A 25,069-nucleotide genomic window follows, 5' to 3' on the forward strand; every position below is an offset into this window, starting at 1 on the left:
TCACTGGGGAGGGGCCTGTCATGGCGGGGATGGGTGTGCAGCCGTACCGGGAGATCACCTTCGACGCGGACGGCGATGTGCACGGGGGGCGGCACGACCGGCTCGACGGGATGGATGTCACCGATCTGGTGATGTTCGCGCACGGATGGAACAACTCCCCTTCCGTCGCTGCACGGTTGTACGCCGCGTTCTTCGCGCCCTTCCCCCGGCTGCTGGCCGGTGCGCCGGGGGTACGCCTCGGCTACGCGGGGGTCGTCTGGCCCTCGATGCGGTTCACGGACGAGCCGATCCCGGACGTCGAACCCGCCGCGGCCGCCGCCATGCCGCCGTGGGAGGAAGCGGCGGTGGGTTCGGCGCCGGGCCTGGACAAGGCGACGCAGGACGTACTGGCCGGGCTCTTCCCCGGACACCGTGCGACGGTGGAGCGCCTGGCCATGCTGCTGGACGAACAGCCCGACTCCAAGGCGGCGTTCGAGGAGTTCGGCGTGCTGGCACGGCAATTGGCGGCGGTGCCGCCCGGGGGGCTCGAGGCGTGTTTCGCGGACGATCTGCCGCAGGACGAGCAGAGCCCTCCGGCGGTGCTGTTCGAGGACGCACTCACCCTGTGCCGGCGTTTCACCGCGGCGCTCGAGGCACAGGCGCCGTCGGCGTTCGGCCTGGGCGGCGCGCTCGGGAGCGGTCCCGGAGGCGCACTGACCAAGGTGTGGAAGGGTGGGAAGGAGCTCCTGCGGCAGACGACGTACTACGCGATGAAGCGGCGGGCAGGCACGGTCGGGGAGCTGGGGCTCGGCCCTCTGCTCGGCCGGCTCTCCCGCTCGGCCCCGGGGCTGCGTGTGCATCTGGTGGGTCACAGCCAGGGGGCGCGGCTGGTCGCCTTCGCACTGCGCGGACTGCCCGAGGGCGCGCACAACGTGAAGTCGGTGACGCTCCTTCAGGGAGCCTTCTCGCACTACGCGTTCGCGACCAGTCTGCCGCACGCGCCCCACAGCGCGGGTGCGCTCGCCGCCCTCCAGCACCGGGTCGACGGGCCGGTGGTGGCCTGCTACTCACGGCACGACAGCGCGCTCGGGGTGATCTATCCGCTGGCGTCCAGCCTGGCCGGCGACTCGGCGACCGCGGTGGGTCTTGACCGGCGGTGGTGGGCAATGGGCCACGACGGCATCCGGGGTGTCGCCGGAGCGCCACGGCTGACGCTGGAGCAGGCGCTGCGCGAAGGAGTGCCCCGCTCGGGCTGTGCGAGCGTGGACGCGGCCTCCGTGGTGCGCCGCGGCGGCCCGCCCGCCGGCGCGCACAGCGACATCTGTCATGAGGAACTGGCACGCATGGTGCTGGCCGCCGGCCGCATCGGCCGCTGATCCGCCCTCGCCGGGTGCGCCGGAGAACACCGAAGGCATGGCTCCCGAGTGAGTGAACATGCGTCACCTTGCGTATCACCAGACAGCATGCGCGCCAAGAGCGCGCCTTCGGACGATGCGGCAAGGGCGCGGAACCAATAGGCCCCATCGGATTTTCGATGGAGCCGGATCGGGCACCCGTACGTCCATTCAACGACGCCGATGTACCAGCGACGGAGGTGGCAGTGCGATGGCCGGTTTCCGGAGTCTCGCGAGACAGGTGCGCGACGCGCGGTGTGATCTGGCGCTTCGGCGCTATTCACTGCGCAAGTGCCTGGAGCGCTTCGCGCCCTATGGGCACCGGGCGACCTGGGATCATCTGTGCGCGAGGCACAGGATCGAACCCGAGGACAGGGCCCCCGATCCGGCGCGGCTGGTGGCCGCGCTCGAGGAGCTGGAGGAGGCGCGGGCCGTCTGGCTCGCGTACGAGGAGAACTTCGCGGACCGCCGCAAACGGGAGAAGCACGAGGGGCTTCGGCGGCCCGGACACATCGACGACTGGCACCGCCGGACCTGGGGCGGGAACGGGGTCGCCCGCTGCGACACCCCGGCGGCGCATCCCTCCGCGCCGCTCGGCGAGGTACTGCGCAGACTGATCACCGCGCTGGAGGACGAGCCGGGGACGGCCTGCCCGGTGTGCGAGGCGACACACATCGTCTGGCGTCAGGACCTGGAGCGCGAGCCGTGGTACGGGCCGGTGTGCACGGGCTGCGGCATCGTCGTGCCGCAGCCCGTTCTGACGTCCGATGCCGTGGCCGCGGCCAAGCGGGCGGGGCGCCGGGAGCTGGCCTCCGTGGCGTGAGCCGTACGGGTCCCGGGGGCCGGGGGCCCGGGACCCCACCGCGGTGCGCCGGCGTGGGCAAGGACGGCACGGAGGCGGCCCACAGCCGCGCCGAGGGCGGCGGAGGGCCCGGGACATGCCCGAACGGAACCTTGGTCCGGGGCTGCGCCGGGCCGGAGAGCGGACGCTACCAGACGCAAATTCGATGGCCCACGGTATTCGTCCCCGCGACAGTTGGCGGTGAGGAAACACGACCGAGGAGCCTGACATGTCGACGCTGCGCGTCACCGCCGAACCGCTGACGATCCATGAGCATCCCAACGCCGACGCGCTCGAGCTGGCCCAGGTGGGGCTGTACCGGGCGGTTGTCGCCAAGGGCGCCTACCGTAGTGGCGACTTCGCCGTCTACATCCCCGAACAGGCCGTACTTCCCGCCGGGTTGATCGATGAGCTGGGACTGACCGGGCGGCTCGCGGGCAGGGCGTCCGACCGGGTCAAGGCGGTACGGCTGCGGGGCGAACTCTCGCAGGGCATCGTGTGCCGGCCGCGCGCGCTCGCGGACGTCGACCTGGCGCGGGCCGCCGCCGACGGCGAGAACTTCGCCGAGCGGCTCTCGATCACCAAGTGGTCGCCTCCGATCCCGCCCACGATGGGCGGGGACGTGGAACGCGCTCCCGATCTGCTGCCCTGGGTCGACATCGAGAACATCCAGCGCTATCCGGAGATCTTCGAACCGGGCGAGGTGGTGGTGCTCACCGAGAAGCTGCACGGCACGGCGTGTCTGATGACGTACTGCGTCGCCGACGGCGGCACGGTCCAGGTCTCGTCCAAGGGATTCGGCTCCAAGGGCCTCGCGCTGACGCACGATCCGCGGAATCTGTACTGGCGCGCGGTGCTCGGCCATGACGTACCGGCGGTCGCCGCACGCCTGGCCGAGAAGCTGGGAGCGAGCCGGATCGGCTTCTTCGGCGAGGTGTACGGCGCGGGCGTCCAGGACCTGGCGTACGGGGCGAACGCGCGTGCCGAGGACACGCTGGGGTACGCGGTGTTCGACGTCTCGGCGGAGATCGACGGCCAGGTCCACTGGATGGACGCGGCCGAACTGCTCGAGGGTCAACTGCCGCTGGTGCCACGGCTGTACGAGGGGCCTTACGACATCGGCACCGTGCTGGAGCTGGCGAGCGGCCGGGAGACCGTGTCCGGGCGGGAGCTGCATCTGCGCGAGGGCGTGGTGATCCGGCCGGCCGTCGAGCGCTACAGCCCGGTGGTCGGCGGCCGGGCGATCGCCAAGGCGGTCAGCCCGGCGTACCTGACCCGCAAGGGCGGCACGGAGTACGAGTAGTTGCCGCGTCAGGCGTCGGCCTTCTTCGGCCGCCCCCGTTCCGGCAGCAACCGCGAACCCGTCAGGCGCTCGCCGAAGACATCGTCCGGGTTGGACAGGACGCAGGTCTCCAAGGAGAGGCAGCCGCAGCCGATGCAGTCGGTGAGATGGTCGCGGAGCCGGCCGAGCTGCTCGATGCGTTTGTCGAGCTCGCCGCGCCAGGCCGCCGAGAGTCGCGCCCAGTCCTCGCGGTCGGGCGTGCGCTCATCGGGCAGTTCGGCCAGGGCGTCGCGGATCGTGGCGAGCGGAATGCCGACCCGTTGCGCGGCACGCACGAAAGCGACCCGTCGCAGCGTGTCCCTGCTGTAGCGGCGCTGGTTGCCGCTGGTCCTGCGGCTGACGATGAGGCCCTTGGACTCGTAGAAGTGCAGGGCGGACACGGCGGCCCCGCTGCGCGCGGAGAGCTGGCCGACCGTGAGCTCGTGGATCTTCTCGGGAATCTGCGGCACTCCTCGAACCCTACTGGTCGTCCGTTGACAGGAGGGCTCCGCCCAACCATGCTGAGCAAGCGCTTAGACATGAGCGGCGAACGCTTGAGAGGCAGGGACCAGGGATATGGCAGAGCCGAGGATCTTCACCTCCGCGGACGAGCTGCGCGCCGGGGTCGGCGAGCAGCTGGGGCACAGCGACTGGCTGGAGGTCGACCAGAAGCGGATCGATCTCTTCGCCGACGCGACCGGGGATCACCAGTGGATCCATGTGGACGCGGAGCGGGCCGCGAGCGGCCCCTTCGGTACGACGATCGCGCACGGGTATCTCACGCTGTCGCTGCTGCCGGCCCTTGTCCCGCAGGTGCTGCGCGTCGAGAACATGAAGATGGGCATCAACTACGGCGCCAACAAGGTGCGCTTCCCCTCCCCCGTGCCGGTGGGCTCGCGGCTGCGCGCCACCGCGGTGCTGCAGAGCGTCGAGGACACGGGTGGCGGCGTGCAGGTGACCGCCCTCGTCACGGTCGAGCGCGAGGGCGGCGACAAGCCGGTGTGCGTGGCCGAGTCGGTGTCCCGCTACTTCTTCTGAGCGCTCACCATGCGCAGGACGAGGTCGGCGTAGAGCGCGCCGACCTCGTCGGGCGTACGGCGGCCGCGGACGTTGAACCACCGCGCCACATCGATGCACAGCGAGAGCACGGCGACGGCGGTGCCAGGGACATCGGGTACGTCGAACTCGCCTGATTCGACACCCTCGTTCAGGATGCGGCGCACCACGGCGTCGGTCTGCCGGCGCAGTTCCATGATCTCGGTGCGGTGGGCGTCGCCGAGCGCGTCGAGTTCGTACTGAACCACCCGCGCGGTGGTGTGCCGTCCGGCGTGCCAGCGGACGAAGGAGTGCACGGCGTCGTAGAGCCGCTCGGTCGGCGTCCCCTCACCGTCGTACGCGGCCGCGAGAATCCCCAGGGCCTTGTCGTGCCCGATGCGGCTGATGCGGTGGAGCAGCTCTTCCTTGGTCTTGTAGTGGATGTAGAGCGCGGCCGGGCTCATCCCGGCCCGGCCGGCGATGTCCCGGGTGGTGGTGGCGTGGTAGCCGCGCTCCGCGAACGCCTCGACGGCGGCGACGAGCAGCTTTCTGGCCGCCTCGGGAATGACCTCGTCCCATGGGTTTTCCTCGTCGGGCGTCTGGTCCGCCGCACTCATCGCTCGCCCCTTCCGTGGCAGGACGAACACCATACCCCGAGGGTGAGCGAGCGCTTAGATCTTCCTAGAGCTTCTGGAACGGATCGTGCTCGGCGAGCAGCTTCTCCAGCCGGGCCTGGTCGACGCGGCTGACGATCTGCCCGGCCTCCTGCCGGTCCCTGACCACCTTGGCAAGGGTGAAGGCCGAGGTCGTGAGGTAGAGGACGGCAATGGCCAGGAAGGCACGCACCCAGGCGTCCGTCTCCAGGTTGAAGATCCCGAGGGCGACGGCTCCGAGCGCGAGGGCGAAGGAGGCGACGGCCTGGCCGTAGTACGCCGCTGTGTTCTGCTGCTTGACCGGTGTCTCACTCATGAGCACAGCTTCGCGGGACGCGGTGCCGGCCGGGATGGGCGCTCGTACTCACCGAGGTACTCAAAGCCGCCGGCTCAGAACGCGGAGACCCCCGTCAGGGCCCGGCCGATGATCAGCTTCTGGATCTGGCTGGTGCCCTCGTACAGCGTCATCACACGGGCGTCGCGCAGCAGCTTGCCGACCGGGTACTCGTCGATGTAGCCGTAGCCGCCGAACACCTGCAGTGCGCTGTTGGCGCAGCGCACGGCCGCCTCGGAGGCGAAGAGCTTCGCCTTGGACGCGGCGGTGGCGAAGTCCTCGCCGCGGTCGATGAGATCCGCGACCCGCCAGGTGAGCAGCCGGGCCGCGTCGACGTCCACCGCGATGTCGCTGATCAGCTCCTGGACGAGCTGGTAGCGGGCGATGGGCTTGCCGAACTGCTCACGCTCCCCCGCGTAGCCGACGGCCGCGTCCAGCGCAGCCTGTGCGATGCCGACGCAGCCCGCGGCCACGGACATCCGCCCCTTGGCGAGCGCGGACATGGCGATGGAGAAGCCCTTGCCCTCAGGTCCGAGCATCGTGGTGGCGGGGACGCGGACGTCCTCGAGTATCAGCTCGGCGGTGGCCTGGCCGCGCAGTCCGAGCTTGCCGTGGATGGTGCGGCGGCTCAGCCCGGGAGCGTCGGCGGGCACGAGGAAGGCCGAGACGCCCTTGTGGCCGGACAGGTCGTTGGTCCGGGCGAACAGCAGCACCACATCGGCCCAGGTGCCGTTGGTGATGAACATCTTGGAGCCGTTGATGACGTAGTCGTCGCCGTCGCGGACCGCCTTGGTGGTCAGACTGCCGGCATCGGAGCCGGTGCCGGGCTCGGTGAGTGCGAAGCAGCCGAGCGCCTCACCGGCGGTGAGCGGGGGCAGCCACCGGCGCTTCTGCTCCTCGTCGCCGTAGGCGGCGATGGTCTTGGTGACCAGGCCGAGGGAGACGGAGACGATGCCGCGCACCGAGGAGTCGCCTCGGCCGAGTTCCTCGGTGACGAGGCAGTAGGCGAGATGGTCGCCGCCCGAGCCGCCGTAGGCCTCGTCGACGGTGAGCCCGAGGAAGCCGAGTGCGCCGAGCTTCTTCACGATCGCGCGGTCGACGCTCTCGGCGCGGTCCCACCCGACGACATGCGGGGTGATCTCACGGTCGACGAACTCCCTGGCCAACCGGCGGACGGCCGTCTGCTCCTCGGTGAGCTCCAGGTTCATACGGGACACCCCACTTTTAACTATCACTGCTAGTTTCTTTGTCGCAGGCCCTACTATGTGCCGCATGGCCCGACCGCGCAAGCCCCTGCTCAGCCGAGAACGCATCGTCGACACGGCGAGCGCGCTCGTGGACGCGGAAGGCCTGAACGCGGTCTCCACCCGCCGCCTCGCCGCGGAGCTCGGCGTCAGCGGGCCCTCCCTCTACAACCACTTCCGCAACAAGGACGAGATCCTCGACGCGGTGGCCGACGCGGTCAGCGCGCAGGTTGACCTCTCGATGTTCGACGAGCACGACGGGCGCGACTGGCGCACCGCCCTGCACGACTGGGCGGTCTCCTACCGCGCCGCCCTGGCCGACCACCCGCACATCGTTCCGGTCCTCGCCCAGGGCCCCGGCCGCCGCCCGGCCGGCCTCAAGGTCGCCGACGCCGTCTTCGGCGCCATGGTCAGGGCCGGCTGGCCGCCCGCCCAGGCCACGTACATCGGCGCCCTGATGCGCTACTTCATCACCGGCTCCGCGCTCGGCTCCTTCGCGCGCGGCTTCGTCGACGACGCGACGGCGTACGACCCTGCCGACTACCCTCACCTGGGCCAGGCCCATCTGCTGGCGGAGCGTCAGGAGAAGGTCGACGAGGGGGCGTTCGAGACGGGGCTGCGGGCGCTGCTCGACGGGCTGGCGCTGCAGTACGAGACGGGGGCACGGGGGAAGTGGGCGACGCAGAGTTCGTAGCGGCGATACGGGGCGGGGACGCGGAGGCGATCCGGGCCCCGCTGGAGGCGGGGGCGGACCCGGACATGGCCGGGGAGGACGGGCTCCCGGTGCTGTGCCCGGCCGTGGCCGCGTACGACGCGTCGGTCGCCGGCGAACTGGTGGAGGGCGGCGCGGATCAGGACCGGCGAGTGCCGGACGGGACGACGACGCTGCTGCGGGCGGTCGATCCCGGCTCCCCGGCGGTCTTCCGGGCCGTCCTGGGCCGTGAACCGGGTGGCGCCGCTCGGCCCCGAGTTCGAGCACGACCACCGGGACTCCGCGCTCCGGCGCTGGAGGTGGGAGCGGGAGAAGGTTCGGCCGCCGCCGAACAGTGACTGCGCGATCCTGGGGACATGGCCCCCAGAGACCTCGCCGCCTTCGCCGCCCTGCTCGCCGACGACACCCGCGCCGACTTCTGTCTCGCCCTGCTCGACGGGCGCGCCTGGACCGCGGGCGAACTGGCGCGGCATGCGGGCGTCGCGCCCTCGACCGCGAGCGAGCATCTGGGGAAGCTCGCCGCAGGCGGGCTGCTGGCCGAGGAACGACAGGGCCGGCACCGCTACGTGCGGCTCGCCGACCATCGGGTCGCGCACCTCGTCGAGGAGCTCGCCGCCCACGCGACGCCGCCCGGATCCGCTCCGGGGCCGCACAGCCTCAAAGCGGCCGGCACCGCCGCCGCCATGGCCCGTGGACGCACGTGCTACGACCATCTCGCAGGACGGCTGGGCATCACGATCACCGAGGCCATGACCGAGCGCGGGCTGCTGAGCCAGGACACCGGTTTCGCCCTGACCGGCCGGGGCGCCGCCTGGTTCGATGAGCTGGGCATCCCCCTGCCGCGCACGGGGCGGCGGCCGCTGGTGCGCGGCTGCCTGGACTGGACCGAGCGCCGCCCCCATCTGGCCGGTGTCGCGGGGGCGCAACTGTGCCGCCATGCGCTGGAGGCGGGCTGGTGCGTACGCATCGGCTCCGAGCGCGCGGTGAAGGTGACCGAGGCCGGGGAGCAGGCGCTGGCGCGGCTGCTGGGCATCGAGCCGGGGACATTGCGGTGAGCGCCGAACCCTTCGGCCCGTACGGTCGCCCCATGACGAACCCCACCGGCACCACCCACCGTTCCCGGTGGCCCGCACTCGCCGCGGCGGCCGTCACGGTGGTGCTGTGGGCCTCCGCCTTTGTGTCGATCCGCAGCGCCGGTACGACGTACTCCCCCGGCGCACTGGCCCTCGGCAGGCTGCTCGCCGGGTCGCTCGCGCTCGGCTGTGTCCTGCTGGTCCGGCGCGAAGGGCTGCCGCCACGTGCCGCGTGGCCCGGGATCGCGGTCTCGGGACTGCTCTGGTTCGGCGTCTACATGGTGGTGCTCAACTGGGGTGAGCGCGAGGTGGACGCGGGCACGGCAGCGATGGTGGTGAACATCGGCCCGGTGCTGATCGCGCTGCTCGGTGCGCGGCTGCTGGGCGAAGCGCTGCCGCCGCGGCTGCTCGCGGGGATGACGGTGTCGTTCGCGGGTGCGGTGACCGTCGGCCTGTCGATGTCGGGTGAGGGCAGCGCCTCCGCGCTCGGTGTGCTGCTGTGTCTGCTGGCCGCGGTGGGTTACGCGGGCGGTGTGGTGGCACAGAAGCCGGCACTTGCGCATGCGAGCGCGCTGCAGGTCACGACGTTCGGCGCTCTGGTGGGGACGGTGGCCTGTCTGCCGTTCACCGGGCAGTTGCTCAGTGAGGCGGCGAAGGCTCCCCTCGCGGCGACGCTCAACATGGTCTATCTGGGCGTTTTCCCGACCGCGCTCGCCTTTACGACCTGGGCGTACGCCCTGGCGCGTACGACGGCGGGCCGGATGGGCGCCACCACGTACGCGGTTCCGGCGCTGGTGGTCCTGATGTCCTGGCTGGTCCTGGACGAGGTGCCGGGGCTGTTGACCCTGGCGGGCGGAGCGCTGTGTCTGGCCGGCGTGGCCGTCTCGCGCTCCCGCCCCCGCCGGTCGGTGGACCGCGAGGGCGGGAGTTCCCGGGGGCGGACCGGGGTCAGCGGGCGGCGGCGGCCCGTGAAGCCAGGATCTTGATGGAGATCAGGGCGATCACGGCGAGACCGATGATGTAGGCGGAGACGGCCATCGAGGTGCCGGTCACCTCCAGCAGCAGGACCATGACGAACGGGGCCAGGCCGCCGCCGAGCACAGCGGCGATCTGGTAGCCGAGGGAGGCGCCGGTGTAGCGCATCTCCGCGGTGAACAGCTCGGCGAACAGCGCCGCCTGGGGCCCGTACATGATGCTGAGGAAGCAGCTGGTGACGAAGGTGCCGATACCGAGCCACAGCAGCGACGCGGTGTCGATGAGAAGGAACATCGGCACGGCCCACACCAGCAGCCCGACGGCTCCGGCCGCGTAGATGCGCAGCCGTCCGATGCGGTCGGACAGGGCCGCCGCGGCCGGGATCATCACCAGCTGGGTGAGGCTGACGCCCAGGGAGACGGCGAGAACCGCGCTGCGCTCCATCGCCAGATGACGGGTCGCGTAGTCCAGCACGCCGGTGATGATGATGTAGAAGGTCGCGGTGTTGACCGCGAACGAGCCGCCGGCCAGGAAGACGGTGCCGAGGTGGTTGCGCAGGATGGTGCGCAGCGGCGAGCGGGTCACGCTCTCGCTCTTCTCCTGTTCGGCCAGCGCGCGCTCGGCCTCACGGAATGCGGGGGTCTCCTCGACCTTGGCGTGGATGTACCAGGCAAGGCCGAGGACCAGGAACCCGACGAAGAACGGCACGCGCCAGCCCCAGGTGGCGAAGGTCGCGTCACTGGTGACGGAGCCGGCGACCAGGAAAGTGGTGTTCGCAGTCACTACACCGATCGGCACACCGAGCTGGACCAGGCTGCCGTACAGGCCGCGCTTGCCCTCGGGGGCGTACTCGGTGGCCATCAGCATCGCGCCGCCCCACTGGGCGCCGACGGCGATGCCCTGGACGACGCGGAGCAGCACCAGCAGCACGGGGGCGGCGATGCCGATCGTCTCGTACGTCGGGAGGAGGCCGATGCCGACGGTGGCGACGCCCATCAGGACGAGCGCCATGACCAGCATGGGCTTGCGGCCGCGCTTGTCGCCGAGCTGGCCGGCGATGACGCCGCCGACGGGCCGGGCGAGGAAGCCGACGGCGAAGGTGGCGAAAGCGGCCAGCACGCCGGCGGACGAGCTGCCCGTGGGGAAGTAGAGATCGCCGAGGACCAGGGCGGCGGCGATTCCGAAGACGAAGTAGTCGTACCACTCGACCGCGGAGGCGAGGGCCGCGGCGGTCGCGACGCGCCTGCGGTGACGATCGGTGGGAGCGGTGGGAGTGGGGTCCGTGAGTTGAGCGGCGGTGTCCATGAGGGTTGCAGACTCCGGGGGTGCGGGGACGGAGCGGGGTATGGCGATGGAGATTGCGGGGACCGTACCGACCGGTGGGTATGTAGGTCAACGGGTTGAACACCAGGACTTTTTACGAGGTTATTACCCTCCGGTAACCCGGTATCGGGCAGCACGAACACCCCGGCCGCTCGGCGGCCGGGGTGTTGCTGCGAGCGGCTCTAGAAGACGACCAGCGCCCGGCCGCCCCTGCCTGCGAGCATGTTGTCGAAGGCTGCCGGAATGCCGTCCAGGCCGATGCGTTCGGTCACCAGGGCACCCAGGTCCAGGCGCCCCGCGCGGATGTGCTCCGCCAGGACCGGGAGGTCCTGGGCGGGGTCGCAGTTGCCGTAGACACAGCCCGAGAGCGTGCGCCCCCAGTGGAAGAGTTCCAGGGCATTGAACGTCACCTGCTGGTCCTTGCCGCCGATGCCGACGACGGTGGTGCGGCCGCCGCGCCGGGTGGAGTCCCAGGCGGTACGGATGGTGACGGCTCGGCCGACGCACTCGATGGCCACGTCCGCACCCCGGCCCGCGGTGAGCTTACGGATCTCCTTCGCGGTGATGTCGGAGGCGACGACGTACTCGGTGGCGCCCGCCCGGCGGGCGAGTTCCTCCTTCTCCTCGGACACATCGACGGCGATGACACTCCCGGCGCCCGCGATACGGGCCGACTGGAGCGTGGCCAGGCCCACCCCGCCGGCACCGAACACCACGACCGACTCGCCCTCGCGGACCCTGGCGGAGTGGTGCACGGCCCCGTATCCGGTGAGCACGGCGCAGCCGAGCAGGGCCGCGTCGGTGAGCGGGACGCCGTCGGGGACGGGCAGAACACAGTTCGCGGCAACGACGGTCTCCTCGGCGAACGCGGCGACGTTCAGGCCGGGATGGAGCTCGGTGCCGTCCTCGGTGATGGCGTAGACGCGGCCCGCTCCGGCCAGGGCCTCGGTGCACAACCAGACCTCGCCGATGGTGCAGTAATGGCAACTTCCGCAGGAGGGCGCCCAGTTGAGGACCACGCCGTCCCCGGGGGCGACGTGGGTGACGCCCTTGCCGACGGAGACGACGGTGCCCGCGCCCTCGTGACCGAGCACGGCGGGGACGGGCACCCGCATGGTGCCGTTGGACAGGGACAGATCCGAGTGGCAGACACCGGCGGCGGCGAGGCGGACCCTCACCTGGCCGGGGCCGGGCTCGGGGAGTTCGATGCCGGTGATCTCCAGCGGAGACCCGACGGCGGGCAGGACGGCGGCGCGGACCACGATCGGCTTCTCCCGGCTCAGAACTGGAGGGACTTGGTCTGGAGGTACTCGCTCAGACCGTGCGGGCCGAGCTCACGGCCCACGCCGGACTGCTTGTAGCCGCCGAAGGGGGCCAGGTGGTTGAAGCGGCCGCCGTTGATGTCGACCTGGCCGGTGTCCATCCGGCGGGCGAAGGCGACCGCCTCGGCCTCGTCCCCTGCCCAGACCGCGCCGGCGAGACCGTAGACGGTGTCGTTGGCGATGTGGAGGGCGTCCTGTTCGTCCTCGTACTTCAGCAGGGAGACGACCGGGCCGAAGATCTCCTCCTGCGCGATGGTCATACCGGGAGTGACATCGGCGAAGACGGTCGGGCTGACGTAGTACCCCGTCCCGAGCGGGGCCTCGGGGCCGCCGGCGACCAGGCGGGCACCCTCGGCCAGACCCTGCTCGATGTAGCCGCGTACGCGCTGCTGCTGCTTGGCGTTGACCAGCGGCCCGACCCGCTCGCCCGGCAGGTACGCGGCGACGGCGGCCGCCGCGAGGGCGACGGCCTCCTCGTACTGGTCCTTGTGGACCAGCATCCGGGTCCAGGCACTGCAGGTCTGACCGGAGTTGGACATCACATTGGCGATGCCGGCGGACACGGCCTTGGCAAGGTCGGCACTCGGCAGGATGACGTTGGCGGACTTGCCGCCGAGCTCCAGGGCGACCCGCTTGATCGCGGCTCCCGCCGTCGCACCGATCTGCCTGCCGACGGCGGTGGAGCCGGTGAAGGAGACCAGGTCGACACCCTCGTGCGCGGCGAGGGCCTGGCCGGCCACCGGCCCGAGACCGGTCACCAGGTTGAACACACCGGCCGGCAGGCCCGCGTCATGGACCGCCTCGGCAAACAGCTGGGCGGTCAACGGGGTGTCCTCGGCCGGCTTGAGCACGACCGTACAGCCGGCCGCAAGGGCGGGGGCCACCTTGGCCACGACCTGGTGGAGGGGGTAGTTCCACGGCGTGATCGCGCCGACCACGCCGACCGGCTCCAGCAGAACGGTGGAGTTCCCGATGCTCTCCTCGAAGGAGTACGAGGCCGCGAGCTCGGAGTACGAGCCCGCCACCATCAGCGGCAGACCCGCATGGACGCGCTGGGCGAGCACGGACGGCGCGCCGAGCTCCGCGGTGACGGTCTCGGCGATCTCGTCCGCCCGTCGCGCCATCTCGTCGCGCAGCGCCGAGAGATGGGCGCCGCGCTCGGCGGGTGGCGTCGCGGCCCAGGCCGGGAACGCCTCGCGGGCGGCCCGTACCGCGGCGTCGACGTCCTCGGCGGTACCGGCCGGGACATGGCCGATGACCTGTTCGTCGGCCGGATTGACCACGGCGATCGTGTCCGCTCCCTCGGCGGGCCGCCACCGGCCGCCGATGTACATGCCGTCGTGAGCCTTCATGCCACTCCTCCACACCTAGCCGGCGTCGTCCGCGCCCCAAACTAGCGCTGTTAGTTTTCTGGCGCCAGGGGCGTCTCGACGAGCGAGCGTACGGGGCGGACGGTGAGGCTAGGCGTCCAGGCCCGGCAGGTCCGCCGGGGCCGGGCAGATCCTCCTGCCGTGATGGTCGAAGACGTACAGATGCGCGAGGTCCACCAGGAGCGGCACCTGCGCCCCGGTGCGCAGCCGCAGATCCGGGCCGGTACGCACCACCAGATCGCTCGCGGCGACCGCCGGGCGCTCCTCTCGGACAGGTTCCGGTTCGTCGAGCACCACAACGGGCCCGGAGACATGCGCGACCGCACGGCCCTTGATCCGGGTCAGCACCCCGGGGCCGACGTTTCTGCGCCGTCGGCCGGCCTGTTGTAGCCGTGGCGACTCCAGGTCGGCGACCACCGCAGGTGTGGAACCGGTGTTGAAGTGCACCAGCGCCTCATGTCCCTGGTACTCCATGTGCTGGACGATCCCGGTCAGCGCGACCTCGCCGGGGCGGGCCTGGCTCGGCGGCGCGATGCGGGTGGCCTCTGAGCGCAGCCCGACGACGATCTGCCGGCCCTGCTGGATACGGAGCAACTGGTGGTCGGTGCTGAGGGGTTCGGGCAGTGGCAGCCGCTGCCGGCCGAGGTCGATGGACATCCGGCCGTCCGGCGGCGCGTGCACCACTGCCTGCAGCAGATTGATACGCGGGGTCCCGATGAACGCGGCGACGAAGACGTTGTCCGGCAGGGCGTAGGTCTCGCGCGGGGTGCTCACCTGCTGCAGCACGCCGCCGCGCATCACCGCGACCCTGTCCCCCAGCGACATCGCCTCGGCCTGGTCGTGGGTGACATAGACGGTCGTCACCCCCAACTCGGCGGTGAGCTGGGCTATTTCGGCACGCAGATGATTGCGCAGTTTGGCGTCGAGATTGGACAGCGGCTCGTCCATCAGAAAGACGGAGGGCCGCCGGGAGATCGCCCGGCCCATCGCGACCCGCTGACGCTCGCCGCCGGACAGCTGGCTGGGGAACCGGTCCAGGAGATCCTCGATGCCGAGCATCCTCGCGGTCGCCTCCACGCGCGGGTTGCGGTCGGCGCGGGGGTTCTCCAGGCGGAGCGGGAAGCCGATGTTCTCGCGGTTGGTCATGCTCGGATAGAGCGCGAAGTTCTGGAACACCATCGCCATGTCGCGGTCGCGGGGCGGGATGTGGTTGGCGTACTCGCCGTCCAGCAGCAACTCGCCCTCGGTGATGTCCTCCAGGCCGGCGATCATGCGCAGCACCGTCGACTTGCCACAGCCCGAAGGCCCCAGCAGGACGAAGAACTCCCCCGGCTCGATGCGGAGGGAGAACCGGTCGACGGCACGCGGACCGCGCCCGTATCTCTTGCTCACGTCGTGCAGGGAAATCGCGCGCGTCATAGGTCCCGCCCGGAGGGAAAGAGGAGGAGCGGCTGCGACGCCCGAAGCTATCCGACTACTCCCGGTCAGGGAATGATTCCTGCGAAGGTTGGTACCGCCTTCCTGCGGAGTGCGGCATTCCGCGTCCTTCGCACCGCTTTCTCTCTGCCGGCCGCGGGCTCCTCGGCCCGGGGACCGGGAGCGACAGGGGGCCGGCTGCCCCGCCACGAAGGCGCAACGGCCGGCCCCTGGAGCGGGTCGGGTCAGATGATCCCGAAGAGGATCCCCGCGGCGAGCACCACCAGGGAAGTGAGCGCGGCCCACTTGACCGTGAACCTGGTGTGGTCGCCGAACTCGACCTTGGCCATGCCGACCAGGACGTACACGGCGGGCACGAGCGGGCTGGACATGTGCAGGGCCTGACCGACGAGGGAGGCACGGGCGATCTCCAGCGGGGAGACCCCGTGTGCGGCACCGGCCTCGGCGAGGACGGGAAGGACACCGAAGTAGAAGCCGTCGTTCGACATGAAGTAGGTGAGCGGAAGGCTCAGTACGCCGGTGACGATCGCCATGTGCGGCCCCATGCCCTCGGGGATCGCGCCGACGAGCCAGTCGGCCATGTGCTCGACCATGCCGGTGCCGGTGAGGACCCCGGTGAAGACGGCGGCGGCGAAGACCATGCCGGCGACATTGAGGACGTTGTCGGCATGGGCGGCGATACGCGCCTTCTGGTCGGCCATCCTCGGGTAGTTGACGGTCAGGGCGAGCGCCGCGCCGAGCAGGAAGAGGACGGGGATCGGCAGCAGCTCCGTGATCATCGCGGTGAGGAGGACGACGGTGAGTGCGGCGTTGAACCAGTAGAGCCCGGGCCGCAGGGTGTCCCGCTTCGGATCGAGACCCTGGAAGTCAGCGTCGCCGTGGTCGGCATCGGCATCGGCATCGGAGCCGGAGCCGCCGGTCGTGACCTTCGTGCGGTCGTCTCCGCCACCCGCCGCCACGAGCACCGTCTCCGTCTGCGGCTGAAGGGCCTCGTCCAGCGAGAGATGCCCGAGCCGCTTGCGCTCGCGGCGGCCGAGGACGTAGGCGAGGACGAAGACGAACAGCAGTCCGACGCCGAGGGCCGGAATCATCGGGACGAAGATGTCGCCGGCGTCCAGCTTGAGCGCGGTGGCGGCGCGGGCGGTGGGGCCGCCCCACGGCAGGGTGTTCATGACGCCGTTGGCAGTGGCGGCAACACCGGTCATCACGACCAGGCTCATCTTCAGGCGCTTGTAGAGCGGATACATCGCCGAGACGGTGATCATGAAGGTCGTGGAGCCGTCGCCGTCGAGCGAGACGATGGCGGCGAGCACCGCCGTACCGACGACGATGCGCAGCGGGTCGGCCTTGCAGAAGCGCAGGATGCCCCGGACGATCGGGTCGAACAGCCCGACGTCGATCATCACACCGAAGTAGACGATGGCGAACATCAGCATCGCCGCGGTGGGGGCGAGGTTGCCGACACCTTCGAGGACGTAGTCCCCGAGGTGCGCACCCTTTCCGACGATGACGCAGAAGAGGGCGGGTATGAGGACCAGCGCCGCGATCGGCGACATCTTCTTCATCATGATCAGGACCAGGAAGGTCGCGATCATGGCGAAGCCGAGGATTGTCAGCATGGAGGACACCTAACGTTCACCCTTGAACTCCACCGGGGGGCGGCGGTCCGGATGACGTTAGGTGCCTCGTCAAGCTGTTAACAAGGTGTTGACACGTGAGCAATACGAGCAAAACCCCAGGTCACGGGGCTGGCGTGAGTTCGACCGGGAAGCCGTTGAGCACGGCGGTGCCCGACAGGGGGTCCAGCCGGGAGCCGTCGAGCAGCTGATTGACATTGACGCCGGGGCGGGCGGACGCCACCGACATCCGGGTCCCGGGGCGGTCGTGCCCCCAGCCGTGCGGCAGGCTCACCACTCCGGTGCGCACCGCGTCGGTGATCTCCACGGGCGCCTCCACACGGCCTCCGTCCGCGGTGATGCTCACCAGGGCCCCGTCCGCCAGCCCGAGCCGTGCCGCGTCCTCGGGGTGGACGTGGAGTGTGCAGCGGTTGGAACCGCCGTTGAGCGAGGGCACATTGTGCAGCCAGCTGTTGTTGGAGCGCAGATGGCGGCGGCCGACCAGGACGAGGCCGGCGGGCCGCTCGCCCAGTGCGGCGCGGAGCCGGGGCAGGTCGTCGGCGATCGGCCCCGGCAGCAGTTCGATCCGTCCGCTCCTGGTCCTGAGCACCTGCGGGACACGCGACTGGAGCGGGCCGAGGTCGACGCCGTGCGGGTTCTCCAGGAGCTTGTCGAGGGTGAGGTCGTACGGGCCGAGGCGCAGCATCATGTCGAGGCGGCGTTCCGCCCCGTTGCGGCCGCCGAGCTCTGCGGTGAGCTCCTCGACCTTCTGGCCGTGCACCGGGGAGTGCGGATCGGCGACGGCCTTGGCGAGCGAGCCCTGGATGACCATGTCGTCGACCGCGGACGGGTCCGCGCCGTGCATCCCGGAGACCGCGAGGATCAGCCGGGCGTGGATCTCGCACTCGTCCATGAGCCCGGCGTCCAGCGGCACGGCGGCGGGGTTGAAGCGGGCCTGATTGTGTACGGCGAGCGCGTTGAAGGCGAAGTCGAAGTGGGCGCTGCGGGACGGCGGGGGCGGCGGCAGCACGACATCCGCGTGACGCGAGGTCTCGTTCAGGTACGGATCGACGCTGATCATGAAGTCGAGGCCGGACAGCGCCCGGTCGAGGCGGTCGCCGTCGGGCGCGGAGAGCACCGGGTTGGCGGCGATGGCGATCAGGGCGCGGATCTGTCCGTCGCCGGGTGTCTCGATCTCCTCGGCGAGCGCGGCCATCGGCAGTTCGCCCTTGGCCTCGGGGTGGCCGCTGACCCTGCTGGACCAGCGGCCGAGGCCGAAGCCCTTGCCGGGGCCGGCGGGACGGGGGGCCCGGTCGGTGGCGGCGAACGGGAAGAGCGCGCCGCCGGGCCGGTCGAGGTTGCCGGTCAGGATGTTGAGGACGTCGACGAGCCAGCTGGCGAGGGTGCCGTGCTCGACGGTGCTGCTGCCGATCCGTCCGTAGACGGCGGCGGTTTCTGCGGCGGCGAGTTCGCGGGCGATGGTGCGGATCTCGTCGGCGTCCATGTCGCAGGCCGCGGCGACGGCTTCGGGAGTGAACTCCTCCATCGCGTCCTGGAGTTCGTCCACACCCTCCACGTGCGCGGCCAGTTCACCGAGGTCGGTGAGCCCTTCCTCGAACAGCACATGGGCGAGGGCCGCGAGCAGCAGCGCGTCGGTGCCGGGGCGGATCGGGACATGCCGGTCGGCGAGCTGGGCGGTACGGGTGCGACGGGGGTCGACGACGGTGAGGGTGCCTCCGCGGCGGCGCAGCGCCTTGAGCTTGCCGGGGAAGTCGGGCGCGGTGCACAGGCTGCCGTTGGACTCCAGCGGGTTGGCGCCGAGCATCAGCAGATGGTCGGTGCGGTCCAGGTCGGGTACGGGGATGGCGATCGCCGAGCCGAAGAGCAGGCCGCTGGAGACGTGCTTGGGCATCTGGTCGAGGGTGGAGGCGGAGAAGATGTTGCGGGTGCGCAGTGTGGAGAGCAGGACGGGCGGGTAGAGGCCGCCGGCCATGGTGTGCACGTTCGGGTTGCCGAGAACGACACCGACGGCGTTCGGTCCGTGCTCCTCGAGCAGCGGCCGCATCCGGGCGGCCACCAGATCGAACGCCTCCTGCCAGCTCGCCTCGCGCAGCTCGCCCCTCTCGCGCACGAGCGGGGTGCGCAGCCGGTCGGGGTCGGAGTCGAGCTCGCCGAAGGACGCGCCCTTGGGGCAGATGAAGCCCTGGCTGAAGACGTCGTCACGGTCTCCGCGGGCCTTGGTGACCCGGGTGCCCTCGATCGTGAGGGTGAGTCCGCAGGTGGCCTCGCACAGGGGGCAGACGCGCAGGACGGTGCGGGCCGCCGCGCCGGTCGCGGACTCCGGCGTGGGCCGGTGTGCCGGTTCGGGTGCGGCCTCGGGGCGTGCGCCGTCCGTCGGTGCGGTACGGGCGGCGGATGTGCGGGACATGAGGTCCTCCCGGGGCGGCGGCGGCGGTGACGCACTGACCCGGCCGAGCATACCGACCGGTATGCACGGGCGGGAGTCCCTGCCCGCATTCCGTTCGAAAATCCTTCGGCCCCACATCCGGGCACGCTGCACACCGAGCAGCTCGCCGAGCCCGTCGGCGCCGGGACACGCGGCCCATCCCGCCGTTCCGCTTCCGTTGGAGGGCCCGGCCTGCAATCCTACGGTTGTCCATAGGATTGCATCGGTACCAGGAGCGGGCGATGAGCGGCATGGAGCAGGCGCGGAAGACTGTCGAGGGGCTGACGGATCAGTCGTTCTCCCCCGGCTTCGGCAATGAGCACAGCTCGGAGGCGGTGCCGGGCGCCCTGCCGCACGGACGCAACTCGCCTCAGCGCGCACCGCTCGGCCTGTACGCGGAACAGCTGAGCGGCAGCGCCTTCACCGAACCCCGCACCCACAACCGCCGTTCCTGGCTGTACCGCATCCTCCCGTCGGCGGCGCACCCGCCGTTCACCCGTATCGACAACGGCCACATCCGCAGCGCCCCCTTCACGGAGACGGTCCCCGACCCCAACCGGCTGCGCTGGAATCCGCTGCCAGAACCCGCGCCCGGCACCGACTGGCTGTCCGGCCTGTGGACGCTCGGCGGCAACGGCGACGCCACCCAGCGCACCGGTATGGCCGTGCACCTGTACCACGCCACCGCCTCCATGACCGACCGGGTGTTCAGCGACGCGGACGGTGAACTCCTGATCGTCCCCGAGCGCGGCGGACTGCTGCTGGTGACCGAACTGGGCCTGCTGCCCGCCCGACCCGGCGAGCTCGCACTGATCCCGCGCGGCGTCCGCTTCCGGGTGGAGCTGCTGGACGAGAGCGCGCGCGGCTATGTCTGCGAGAACTACGGGCAGCCCTTCGAGCTCCCCGACCTCGGTCCGATCGGCGCCAACGGCCTGGCGAACGCCCGCGACTTCCTGGCGCCCGTCGCCGCCTACGAGGACGTCGAGAGCCCGGTGGAGGTGGTCAACAAGTTCTGCGGCAACCTGTGGGCCGCGACCTACGACCACTCCCCGCTCGATGTGGTCGCCTGGCACGGCAACCATGTCCCGTACGTCTACGACCTGCACCGCTTCAACGTCATCGGCAGCATCAGCTACGACCACCCCGACCCGTCGATCTTCACGGTGCTCACCTCTCCCTCCGACACCCCCGGCCTCGCCGGTGTCGACTTCGTGGTCTTCGCACCGCGCTGGCTGGTCGGCGAGGACACCTTCCGCCCGCCGTACTTCCACCGGAATGTGATGAGCGAGTACATGGGCCTGATCGAGGGGGCGTACGACGCGAAAGCAGAGGGCTTCGTGCCCGGCGGCGGCTCGCTCCACAACATGATGTCGGCACACGGCCCCGACCGGGAGACGTTCGACAGGGCGAGCGGCGCCGAGCTGAAGCCGCAGAAGATCGACGACGGTCTTGCCTTCATGTTCGAGACCCGCTGGCCGGTGACCGCGACCGGGCAGGCGGCGAGCGCCGACCACCTGCAAAGGGGCTACGACGACGTGTGGCAGGGTCTTGAGCGCCACTTCAGGTCGTAGTACGGAGATGCCGTGACCTCCTTCGCCCCCGACTCGCTGGTCCTGAACCGCAAGCTGCCGCTGTGGTACCAGGTCTCGCAGTCCCTGCGCGCCTCGATACTGGGCCGCGCGCCCGAGGCGTCGCTGCGGCTTCCCACCGAGGAGCAGCTCGCCCAGCACTACGGCGTCAGCGTGCTGACCATGCGCCAGGCCCTCAAGGAGCTGGAGGAGGAAGGCCTGATCAGCCGGCACCGCAGACGCGGCACGTTCATCGAGCCGGGGGCGCGGCGGGGCGCGCCGCGGCGGCTGCTGGGCTCGATCGACGCGATCGTCGCCCAGCAGTCCGGTGAGCGCACGACGATTCTGGATCATGGCCCGGCTCCGGTGCCCGCTGAGCTCGCCGAGTACTTCCCGGACACCGACGAGGTCCTGATGTACCGGCGGCTGCGCTGCGACGGCGACAGCGGCGAGCCCACCAACTGGGCGGAGAACGCGCTGCGCGCGGATGTCGCGGCCGGTCTGGACCTGGCGGATCTGGAGCGCTGGCCGATGACGAAGGTCCTGCGGGACGCGCTGGGTATCCGGATCAGCAGGATCACCGACACGGTGGAGGCACGGCTGGCGGACCCGCCCACCGCGGAGCTGCTGCGGGTGCCGCTGCTGAGCCCGATCCTGCACTACACCGGGGTGACGTACGACGAGACGGGCCGGGTCGTGGACGTGGCCCGCATCCGCTACCGCGGGGACCGGTTCTCCTTCTCGGTCACCGTGGATGCCGCGGACTGAGCCTTACTACCATGCGGCGGGTGACCGAGACCGCGACCGACGACGCGCCGCCGCTGCTCGACGACCTCATGCCCTGGTCCGTGGCACCGCTGCGGCTGGGACGGCCGTGGGTGATGGCGCCCGACCCCGCCTCCCTCAAGACCCGCTGGGACACCTTGATCGGCGCCGACGAGGCCGGGCGCACGGCGCTGTTCGGGTCCACCCGCATCCGCACGCCGCACAGCGCGGTCACGCAGTTGCCGGGGCAGGCCACCAGAACCGGCCGGATGGCCCGCGAGGACGGCCGCTGTCCGGACCCGCTGCGGGTCATGCACGGCGCGTTCGACGAGCAGTGGCTGATACCGGACCACCGGCTGATCGATGTCGCGAGGCCCGAGCTGTGGCGGGTTCTGGACGACAGGCAGCTCTTCGTCGTCGAGCAGGGGCATGTGCCCAGGACGGCGGGACTCGCGCTGCTGGTGTCCGCCCTGCTGCCGGACGGGCGCTCACCGGCGGGCCGTCCGGGGCGGATCCGGCCGCTGTACCGGCGGCCCGGCGGGCTGGAGCCCAATGTCGCCCCGGGGCTGCTCGACGCGCTCGCGGAACGGTACGGGTGCGGGGTGAGTGCCGACGACGTCCTGTGCTGGATCGTGGCGGCAGCGCAGTCCACGCCCGCGGGGTGCCGGGTCCCGCTGACCGCCGACGCACGGCTGTGGACAGTGGGGGTGGAGCTGGGGCGGCGCATCGCCCAGGTCCAGCTGCGCGGCGCGCACGGCGGCGAGCGTCCGAGGCTGCCCGGGGGCCGTCGGCCCTATGTGCGGGCGGCGCTGCCGGCTCGGCCGGACTCGATCGCGTACGACCGCGACGAGGAGGTGCTGAGCATCGGCGGCAGCGGCCGTATCTCTCCGGTACCGCCGCAGGCCTGGGACTTCGAGGTCGGAGGCGTGCGCGTGCTGGAGCTGTGGTTCGAGCGCCGTACGGCGCACGGGGAGGCGGGCACCTTGGAGGCGCTGCGGCCCGCCATCTGGCCACAGGAGTGGACCTCGCAGTTCCTCGAGCTGATCACCGTACTGGCGCTCCTGGGTGAACTGCTGCCCCAGCGCGCCGAGTTGGTGCACGGACCGCGGATCGGCGCCGCCGCACTGCGGGCAGCGGGCGTGCTGCCGCCACCCGCCGCGACGCGCCGCCCGGCCTCGGTGCTCGATCACCAGGAGGAGGGACCCGAAGGCCAGTTCGCGCTGCTGTGACGTACGGCGGGAGCAGGGGAGACGGGCCCGTACGAAGGGCTGCGGGCCCGCACCCGGTTCGGACGAACCGCCCGCCGTACCTGGCTCGTGCCAACCACCCGCCGCACCCGGTTCACGCGAACGAGTCGATCACCCGGGTCAGTGTCCGCTCGAAGACCTCGTCCAGGTCGATCGGCGCCACGCCCGCTTCATCGAGCATGGCGGCCGGCTGCGGATCCGCCCCGGTCGCGACCTGATGGAACGGGTAGGCGCCACGCACGGCCTGCTCCTGCTGCTCGGACCACGGCAGTGAGCGACTGCGCTCGGCGACGGCCCCCGACGCGGGAAGTGCCCGGGTGGCCGGCCACGACCTGCTCCGCGATCCGGCAGGGGTGCGCCGCCACATCGCGGTCACCGGGCAGTACGCCTCGGTCGACGGGGAACTGACCGGCGCGGAGAATCTGCGGCTGTTCGCACGGCTGCTGCGCGCCCCCCGTTCATGCGCCGCGGACCTGCTGGAGCGGTTCGGGCTCACCGACGCCGCCGACCGCCCGGTCCGCACCTACTCCGGTGGTATGCGCCGCCGCCTCGATCTGGCCGCGAGTCTGGTCAGCCCGCCCCGCGTCCTGTTCCTCGACGAGCCGACCACCGGCCTCGACCCGCACAGCAGGGGCCTGATCCGGGACAGTGTGCGCGAGCTCGCCGACGAGGGCACCACCGTGCTGCTCACCACCCACGCCCTGATCGCCCTCTGCATGCCGCTCGCGGTCCGGCGGTACTCGCGCTCGTGAGCCGGAGGTGTCCCCTCCCCCGGGAGACAGGCGCGATCCGGGGAGGGCGGCGGTCGCGATCCGGGGACGAACCACGGTCCGGGGGTGACAAAGGTGGCCCATACACGATAGGTACGGCTGTCATGAGCCAACAGCCACCGCCCCTGGACGGGATCACGGTCGTCGCCGTCGAGCAGGCCGTGTCGGCGCCCTTCGCCACCCGCCAGCTCGCCGACCTCGGCGCCCGCGTCATCAAGATCGAGCGCCCGGACGGCGGGGACTTCGCACGGGGCTACGACACCGCGGCGCGCGGACTCGCCTCGCACTTCGTGTGGTGCAACCGCGGCAAGGAATCCCTCGCGGTCGACCTCAAGGACCCGCGCGGCCTCGAGATCGTGCGCCGGCTGGTCGAGGACGCCGATGTGTTCGTCCAGAATCTCGCCCAGGGCGCGGCCGCCCGCCTCGGCCTGGACGCGGCCACGCTGTGTGCCGCGCATCCGCGGCTGATCGCCGTGGACATCTCGGGCTACGGCTCCGAGGGCCCGTACGCGCACAAGCGGGCGTACGACATGCTCGTGCAGTGCGAGGCCGGGCTGGTGTCGGTGACCGGGACGGCCGAACAGCCGGTGAAGGCGGGCATCCCGGCGGCCGACATCGCGGCGGCGATGTACGCGTTCTCCGGCGTACTCGCGGCGCTGGTGCGGCGGGGCGTCACGGGCCGGGGCGGCCCGGTGGAGATCTCCATGCTGGAGTCGCTCACCGAGTGGATGGGACATCCTCTGCACTACGGGATGCACGGGGGCAAGGCCCCGGCGCGCACCGGGGTCGCGCACGCCGTCATCTCCCCGTACGACGCCTACTCCACGGCGGACGGCGAGCAGGTGCTGCTGTCGGTGCAGAACGACCGGGAATGGCGCCGGCTCGCCGAACACGTACTGGAGCGGCCCGAACTGGGCCTCGATCCGTCCTTCGCCACCAACACCGCCCGTACGGCGAACCGCGCGCAGACCGACGCGGCGGTCGCCAAGGCACTTGCAGGGCTCGGAACGGGCGAGGCGATCGCACGCCTCGAGGCCGCGGGCATCGCCTGCGCCCGGCTGAACAGCGTCAGGGACGTGGCCGGGCATCCGCAGCTCGCCGCCAGGGAGCGGTGGCGGGAGGTGGACACACCGGTGGGGCCGCTGCGGGCACTGCTGCCCGCGATCACACTGCCGGGCGGGGCCCCGGCGGTGATGGGCGCGGTACCGGCACTCGGCGAGCACACCGACGCGCTGCTGCGTGCCCTGGGGACGACGGATGAGGGTGCAGCGGCGCTGCGCCGGGACGGTGTGGTCGCCTGAGCGCGTTCGCCTTGAGGATTCGGCGGCCGGGGCCCGGAGTCAGCCGCGGCTGCCGAACAGCGAGCGGCGCAGCCGCCGCAGCGGTGCGAAGAGCGAGACGCGCGCGCTCTTGCTCCGGCGGGTGTGCGTCACGTCACGCGACGTCAGTTCACGCATGAGCAGAGTCGCTTCGGCCGCCTCGCCGTGCGGGACGGCGGGGCCGCCCAACACCGAGAGATGGCGGTCGAGACGCGTGCTTGTCGCTGTACTTCCGCAGGTGATCGCAGGCACACGTGCCCTGCTGCGCATCGTTATCTGATCCATGTCACTCCCCACCCGTACGAGACACCCGGCCCGGGCAGGT

At 71.2% G+C, this 25,069-nt stretch carries 25 protein-coding genes; 13 read left to right on the forward strand and 12 right to left on the reverse strand.

The window, feature by feature from the left end:
• The first annotated feature begins 20 nt into the window (after positions 1–20).
• The 3 genes from ACFYWI_RS33885 (at position 21) to ACFYWI_RS33895 (ending at position 3,517) form a co-directional block, all read left to right on the forward strand.
• A complete protein-coding gene (locus ACFYWI_RS33885; RefSeq protein WP_389239612.1) occupies positions 21–1,355 on the forward strand; it encodes a serine-threonine protein kinase in 1,335 nt (444 codons plus the stop codon).
• 229 nt (positions 1,356–1,584) lie between these two features.
• A complete protein-coding gene (locus ACFYWI_RS33890) occupies positions 1,585–2,196 on the forward strand; it encodes a hypothetical protein (protein WP_389239613.1) in 612 nt (203 codons plus the stop codon).
• A 247-nt stretch (positions 2,197–2,443) separates the two neighbouring features.
• Entirely contained in the window at positions 2,444–3,517 is a 1,074-nt protein-coding gene (locus ACFYWI_RS33895) for an RNA ligase (ATP) (RefSeq protein ID WP_389239614.1), read from the forward strand.
• Positions 3,518–3,525: 8 nt separating this feature from the next.
• Here the strand turns inward: ACFYWI_RS33895 and soxR are convergent, their stop codons facing one another.
• A complete protein-coding gene (soxR, locus tag ACFYWI_RS33900) occupies positions 3,526–4,005 on the reverse strand; it encodes a redox-sensitive transcriptional activator SoxR (RefSeq protein ID WP_389239615.1) in 480 nt (159 codons plus the stop codon).
• 106 nt (positions 4,006–4,111) lie between these two features.
• Between soxR and ACFYWI_RS33905 the strand changes: the two genes are divergently transcribed.
• Positions 4,112–4,573: a MaoC family dehydratase gene (locus tag ACFYWI_RS33905; protein WP_389239616.1), complete on the forward strand. Its 462-nt coding sequence runs from the start codon at positions 4,112–4,114 to the stop codon at positions 4,571–4,573.
• Here ACFYWI_RS33905 and ACFYWI_RS33910 read toward each other — a convergent pair.
• From ACFYWI_RS33910 to ACFYWI_RS33920, 3 genes are all read right to left on the reverse strand, one after another.
• A complete protein-coding gene (locus ACFYWI_RS33910) occupies positions 4,561–5,187 on the reverse strand; it encodes a TetR/AcrR family transcriptional regulator (RefSeq protein ID WP_389239617.1) in 627 nt (208 codons plus the stop codon). The genes ACFYWI_RS33905 and ACFYWI_RS33910 overlap by 13 nt on opposite strands.
• Positions 5,188–5,251: 64 nt before the next feature.
• Positions 5,252–5,539: a YiaA/YiaB family inner membrane protein gene (locus ACFYWI_RS33915; RefSeq protein ID WP_389239618.1), complete on the reverse strand. Its 288-nt coding sequence runs from the start codon at positions 5,537–5,539 to the stop codon at positions 5,252–5,254.
• Between the two features lie 74 nt (positions 5,540–5,613).
• Complete coding sequence (locus tag ACFYWI_RS33920; protein WP_389239619.1) at positions 5,614–6,765, reverse strand: acyl-CoA dehydrogenase family protein; 1,152 nt, start codon at positions 6,763–6,765, stop codon at positions 5,614–5,616.
• Positions 6,766–6,829: 64 nt separating this feature from the next.
• Here ACFYWI_RS33920 and ACFYWI_RS33925 point away from each other — a divergent pair, with 64 nt between their 5' ends.
• The 4 genes from ACFYWI_RS33925 to ACFYWI_RS33940 are packed head-to-tail and all read left to right on the forward strand — an operon-like array spanning position 6,830 to position 9,572.
• Positions 6,830–7,495 carry a TetR/AcrR family transcriptional regulator gene (locus ACFYWI_RS33925; RefSeq protein ID WP_389239620.1) on the forward strand — a complete coding sequence of 222 codons (666 nt, stop codon included), beginning with the start codon at positions 6,830–6,832 and terminating at the stop codon, positions 7,493–7,495.
• Positions 7,474–7,851, forward strand: a complete 378-nt coding sequence (locus ACFYWI_RS33930; protein ID WP_389239621.1) for a hypothetical protein — start codon at positions 7,474–7,476, stop codon at positions 7,849–7,851. Before ACFYWI_RS33925 ends, ACFYWI_RS33930 begins: the two co-directional genes overlap by 22 nt.
• Positions 7,852–7,869: 18 nt before the next feature.
• On the forward strand, positions 7,870–8,568 hold the full coding sequence (locus ACFYWI_RS33935) for an ArsR/SmtB family transcription factor (protein WP_389239622.1): 699 nt from the start codon (positions 7,870–7,872) through the stop codon (positions 8,566–8,568).
• 32 nt (positions 8,569–8,600) lie between these two features.
• Complete coding sequence (locus ACFYWI_RS33940) at positions 8,601–9,572, forward strand: DMT family transporter (protein WP_389239623.1); 972 nt, start codon at positions 8,601–8,603, stop codon at positions 9,570–9,572.
• Here the strand turns inward: ACFYWI_RS33940 and ACFYWI_RS33945 are convergent.
• The 6 genes from ACFYWI_RS33945 to ACFYWI_RS33970 form a co-directional block, all read right to left on the reverse strand.
• Positions 9,535–10,866 (reverse strand): MFS transporter, encoded by a 1,332-nt coding sequence (locus tag ACFYWI_RS33945; RefSeq protein WP_389239624.1) that lies wholly within the window; start codon positions 10,864–10,866, stop codon positions 9,535–9,537. The two genes, ACFYWI_RS33940 and ACFYWI_RS33945, sit on opposite strands and share 38 nt — an antisense overlap.
• A gap of 200 nt (positions 10,867–11,066) precedes the next feature.
• Positions 11,067–12,146, reverse strand: coding sequence for a Zn-dependent alcohol dehydrogenase (locus ACFYWI_RS33950; protein WP_389239625.1), 1,080 nt, complete (start codon positions 12,144–12,146; stop codon positions 11,067–11,069).
• A 17-nt stretch (positions 12,147–12,163) separates the two neighbouring features.
• Positions 12,164–13,558, reverse strand: coding sequence for an aldehyde dehydrogenase family protein (locus ACFYWI_RS33955; RefSeq protein ID WP_389239626.1), 1,395 nt, complete (start codon positions 13,556–13,558; stop codon positions 12,164–12,166).
• A gap of 108 nt (positions 13,559–13,666) precedes the next feature.
• Positions 13,667–14,995 (reverse strand): ABC transporter ATP-binding protein, encoded by a 1,329-nt coding sequence (locus ACFYWI_RS33960; protein ID WP_389239627.1) that lies wholly within the window; start codon positions 14,993–14,995, stop codon positions 13,667–13,669.
• 242 nt (positions 14,996–15,237) lie between these two features.
• The gene (locus ACFYWI_RS33965) at positions 15,238–16,632 is read right to left on the reverse strand and encodes a CitMHS family transporter (protein WP_389239628.1); all 1,395 of its coding nucleotides are present in this window, start codon (positions 16,630–16,632) and stop codon (positions 15,238–15,240) included.
• Between the two features lie 121 nt (positions 16,633–16,753).
• On the reverse strand, positions 16,754–19,057 hold the full coding sequence (locus ACFYWI_RS33970; protein ID WP_389239629.1) for a molybdopterin oxidoreductase family protein: 2,304 nt from the start codon (positions 19,055–19,057) through the stop codon (positions 16,754–16,756).
• Positions 19,058–19,317: 260 nt separating this feature from the next.
• Between ACFYWI_RS33970 and hmgA the strand changes: the two genes are divergently transcribed.
• Genes hmgA through ACFYWI_RS33985 form a run of 3 tightly spaced genes read left to right on the forward strand, consistent with a single transcriptional unit; the run spans position 19,318 to position 22,637 of the window.
• The gene (hmgA, locus tag ACFYWI_RS33975) at positions 19,318–20,646 is read left to right on the forward strand and encodes a homogentisate 1,2-dioxygenase (protein ID WP_389239630.1); all 1,329 of its coding nucleotides are present in this window, start codon (positions 19,318–19,320) and stop codon (positions 20,644–20,646) included.
• A gap of 12 nt (positions 20,647–20,658) precedes the next feature.
• Entirely contained in the window at positions 20,659–21,411 is a 753-nt protein-coding gene (locus tag ACFYWI_RS33980) for a GntR family transcriptional regulator (protein WP_389239631.1), read from the forward strand.
• A gap of 11 nt (positions 21,412–21,422) precedes the next feature.
• Positions 21,423–22,637: a type ISP restriction/modification enzyme gene (locus tag ACFYWI_RS33985; protein WP_389239632.1), complete on the forward strand. Its 1,215-nt coding sequence runs from the start codon at positions 21,423–21,425 to the stop codon at positions 22,635–22,637.
• 112 nt (positions 22,638–22,749) lie between these two features.
• Here the strand turns inward: ACFYWI_RS33985 and ACFYWI_RS33990 are convergent, their stop codons facing one another.
• On the reverse strand, positions 22,750–22,896 hold the full coding sequence (locus ACFYWI_RS33990; protein WP_389239633.1) for a hypothetical protein: 147 nt from the start codon (positions 22,894–22,896) through the stop codon (positions 22,750–22,752).
• 76 nt (positions 22,897–22,972) lie between these two features.
• Here ACFYWI_RS33990 and ACFYWI_RS33995 point away from each other — a divergent pair, with 76 nt between their 5' ends.
• Positions 22,973–23,407 (forward strand): ATP-binding cassette domain-containing protein, encoded by a 435-nt coding sequence (locus tag ACFYWI_RS33995; RefSeq protein ID WP_389239634.1) that lies wholly within the window; start codon positions 22,973–22,975, stop codon positions 23,405–23,407.
• A 122-nt stretch (positions 23,408–23,529) separates the two neighbouring features.
• Entirely contained in the window at positions 23,530–24,726 is a 1,197-nt protein-coding gene (locus tag ACFYWI_RS34000) for a CaiB/BaiF CoA transferase family protein (RefSeq protein WP_389239635.1), read from the forward strand.
• A 39-nt stretch (positions 24,727–24,765) separates the two neighbouring features.
• On the opposite strand, the gene ACFYWI_RS34005 is transcribed toward ACFYWI_RS34000, so the two are convergent.
• Positions 24,766–25,029, reverse strand: coding sequence for a hypothetical protein (locus tag ACFYWI_RS34005; RefSeq protein ID WP_389239636.1), 264 nt, complete (start codon positions 25,027–25,029; stop codon positions 24,766–24,768).
• Between the last annotated feature and the right edge of the window lie 40 nt (positions 25,030–25,069).

It is taken from the genome of Streptomyces sp. NPDC002889 (assembly GCF_042888425.1).
In the GTDB taxonomy this organism is placed as follows: domain Bacteria; phylum Actinomycetota; class Actinomycetes; order Streptomycetales; family Streptomycetaceae; genus Streptomyces.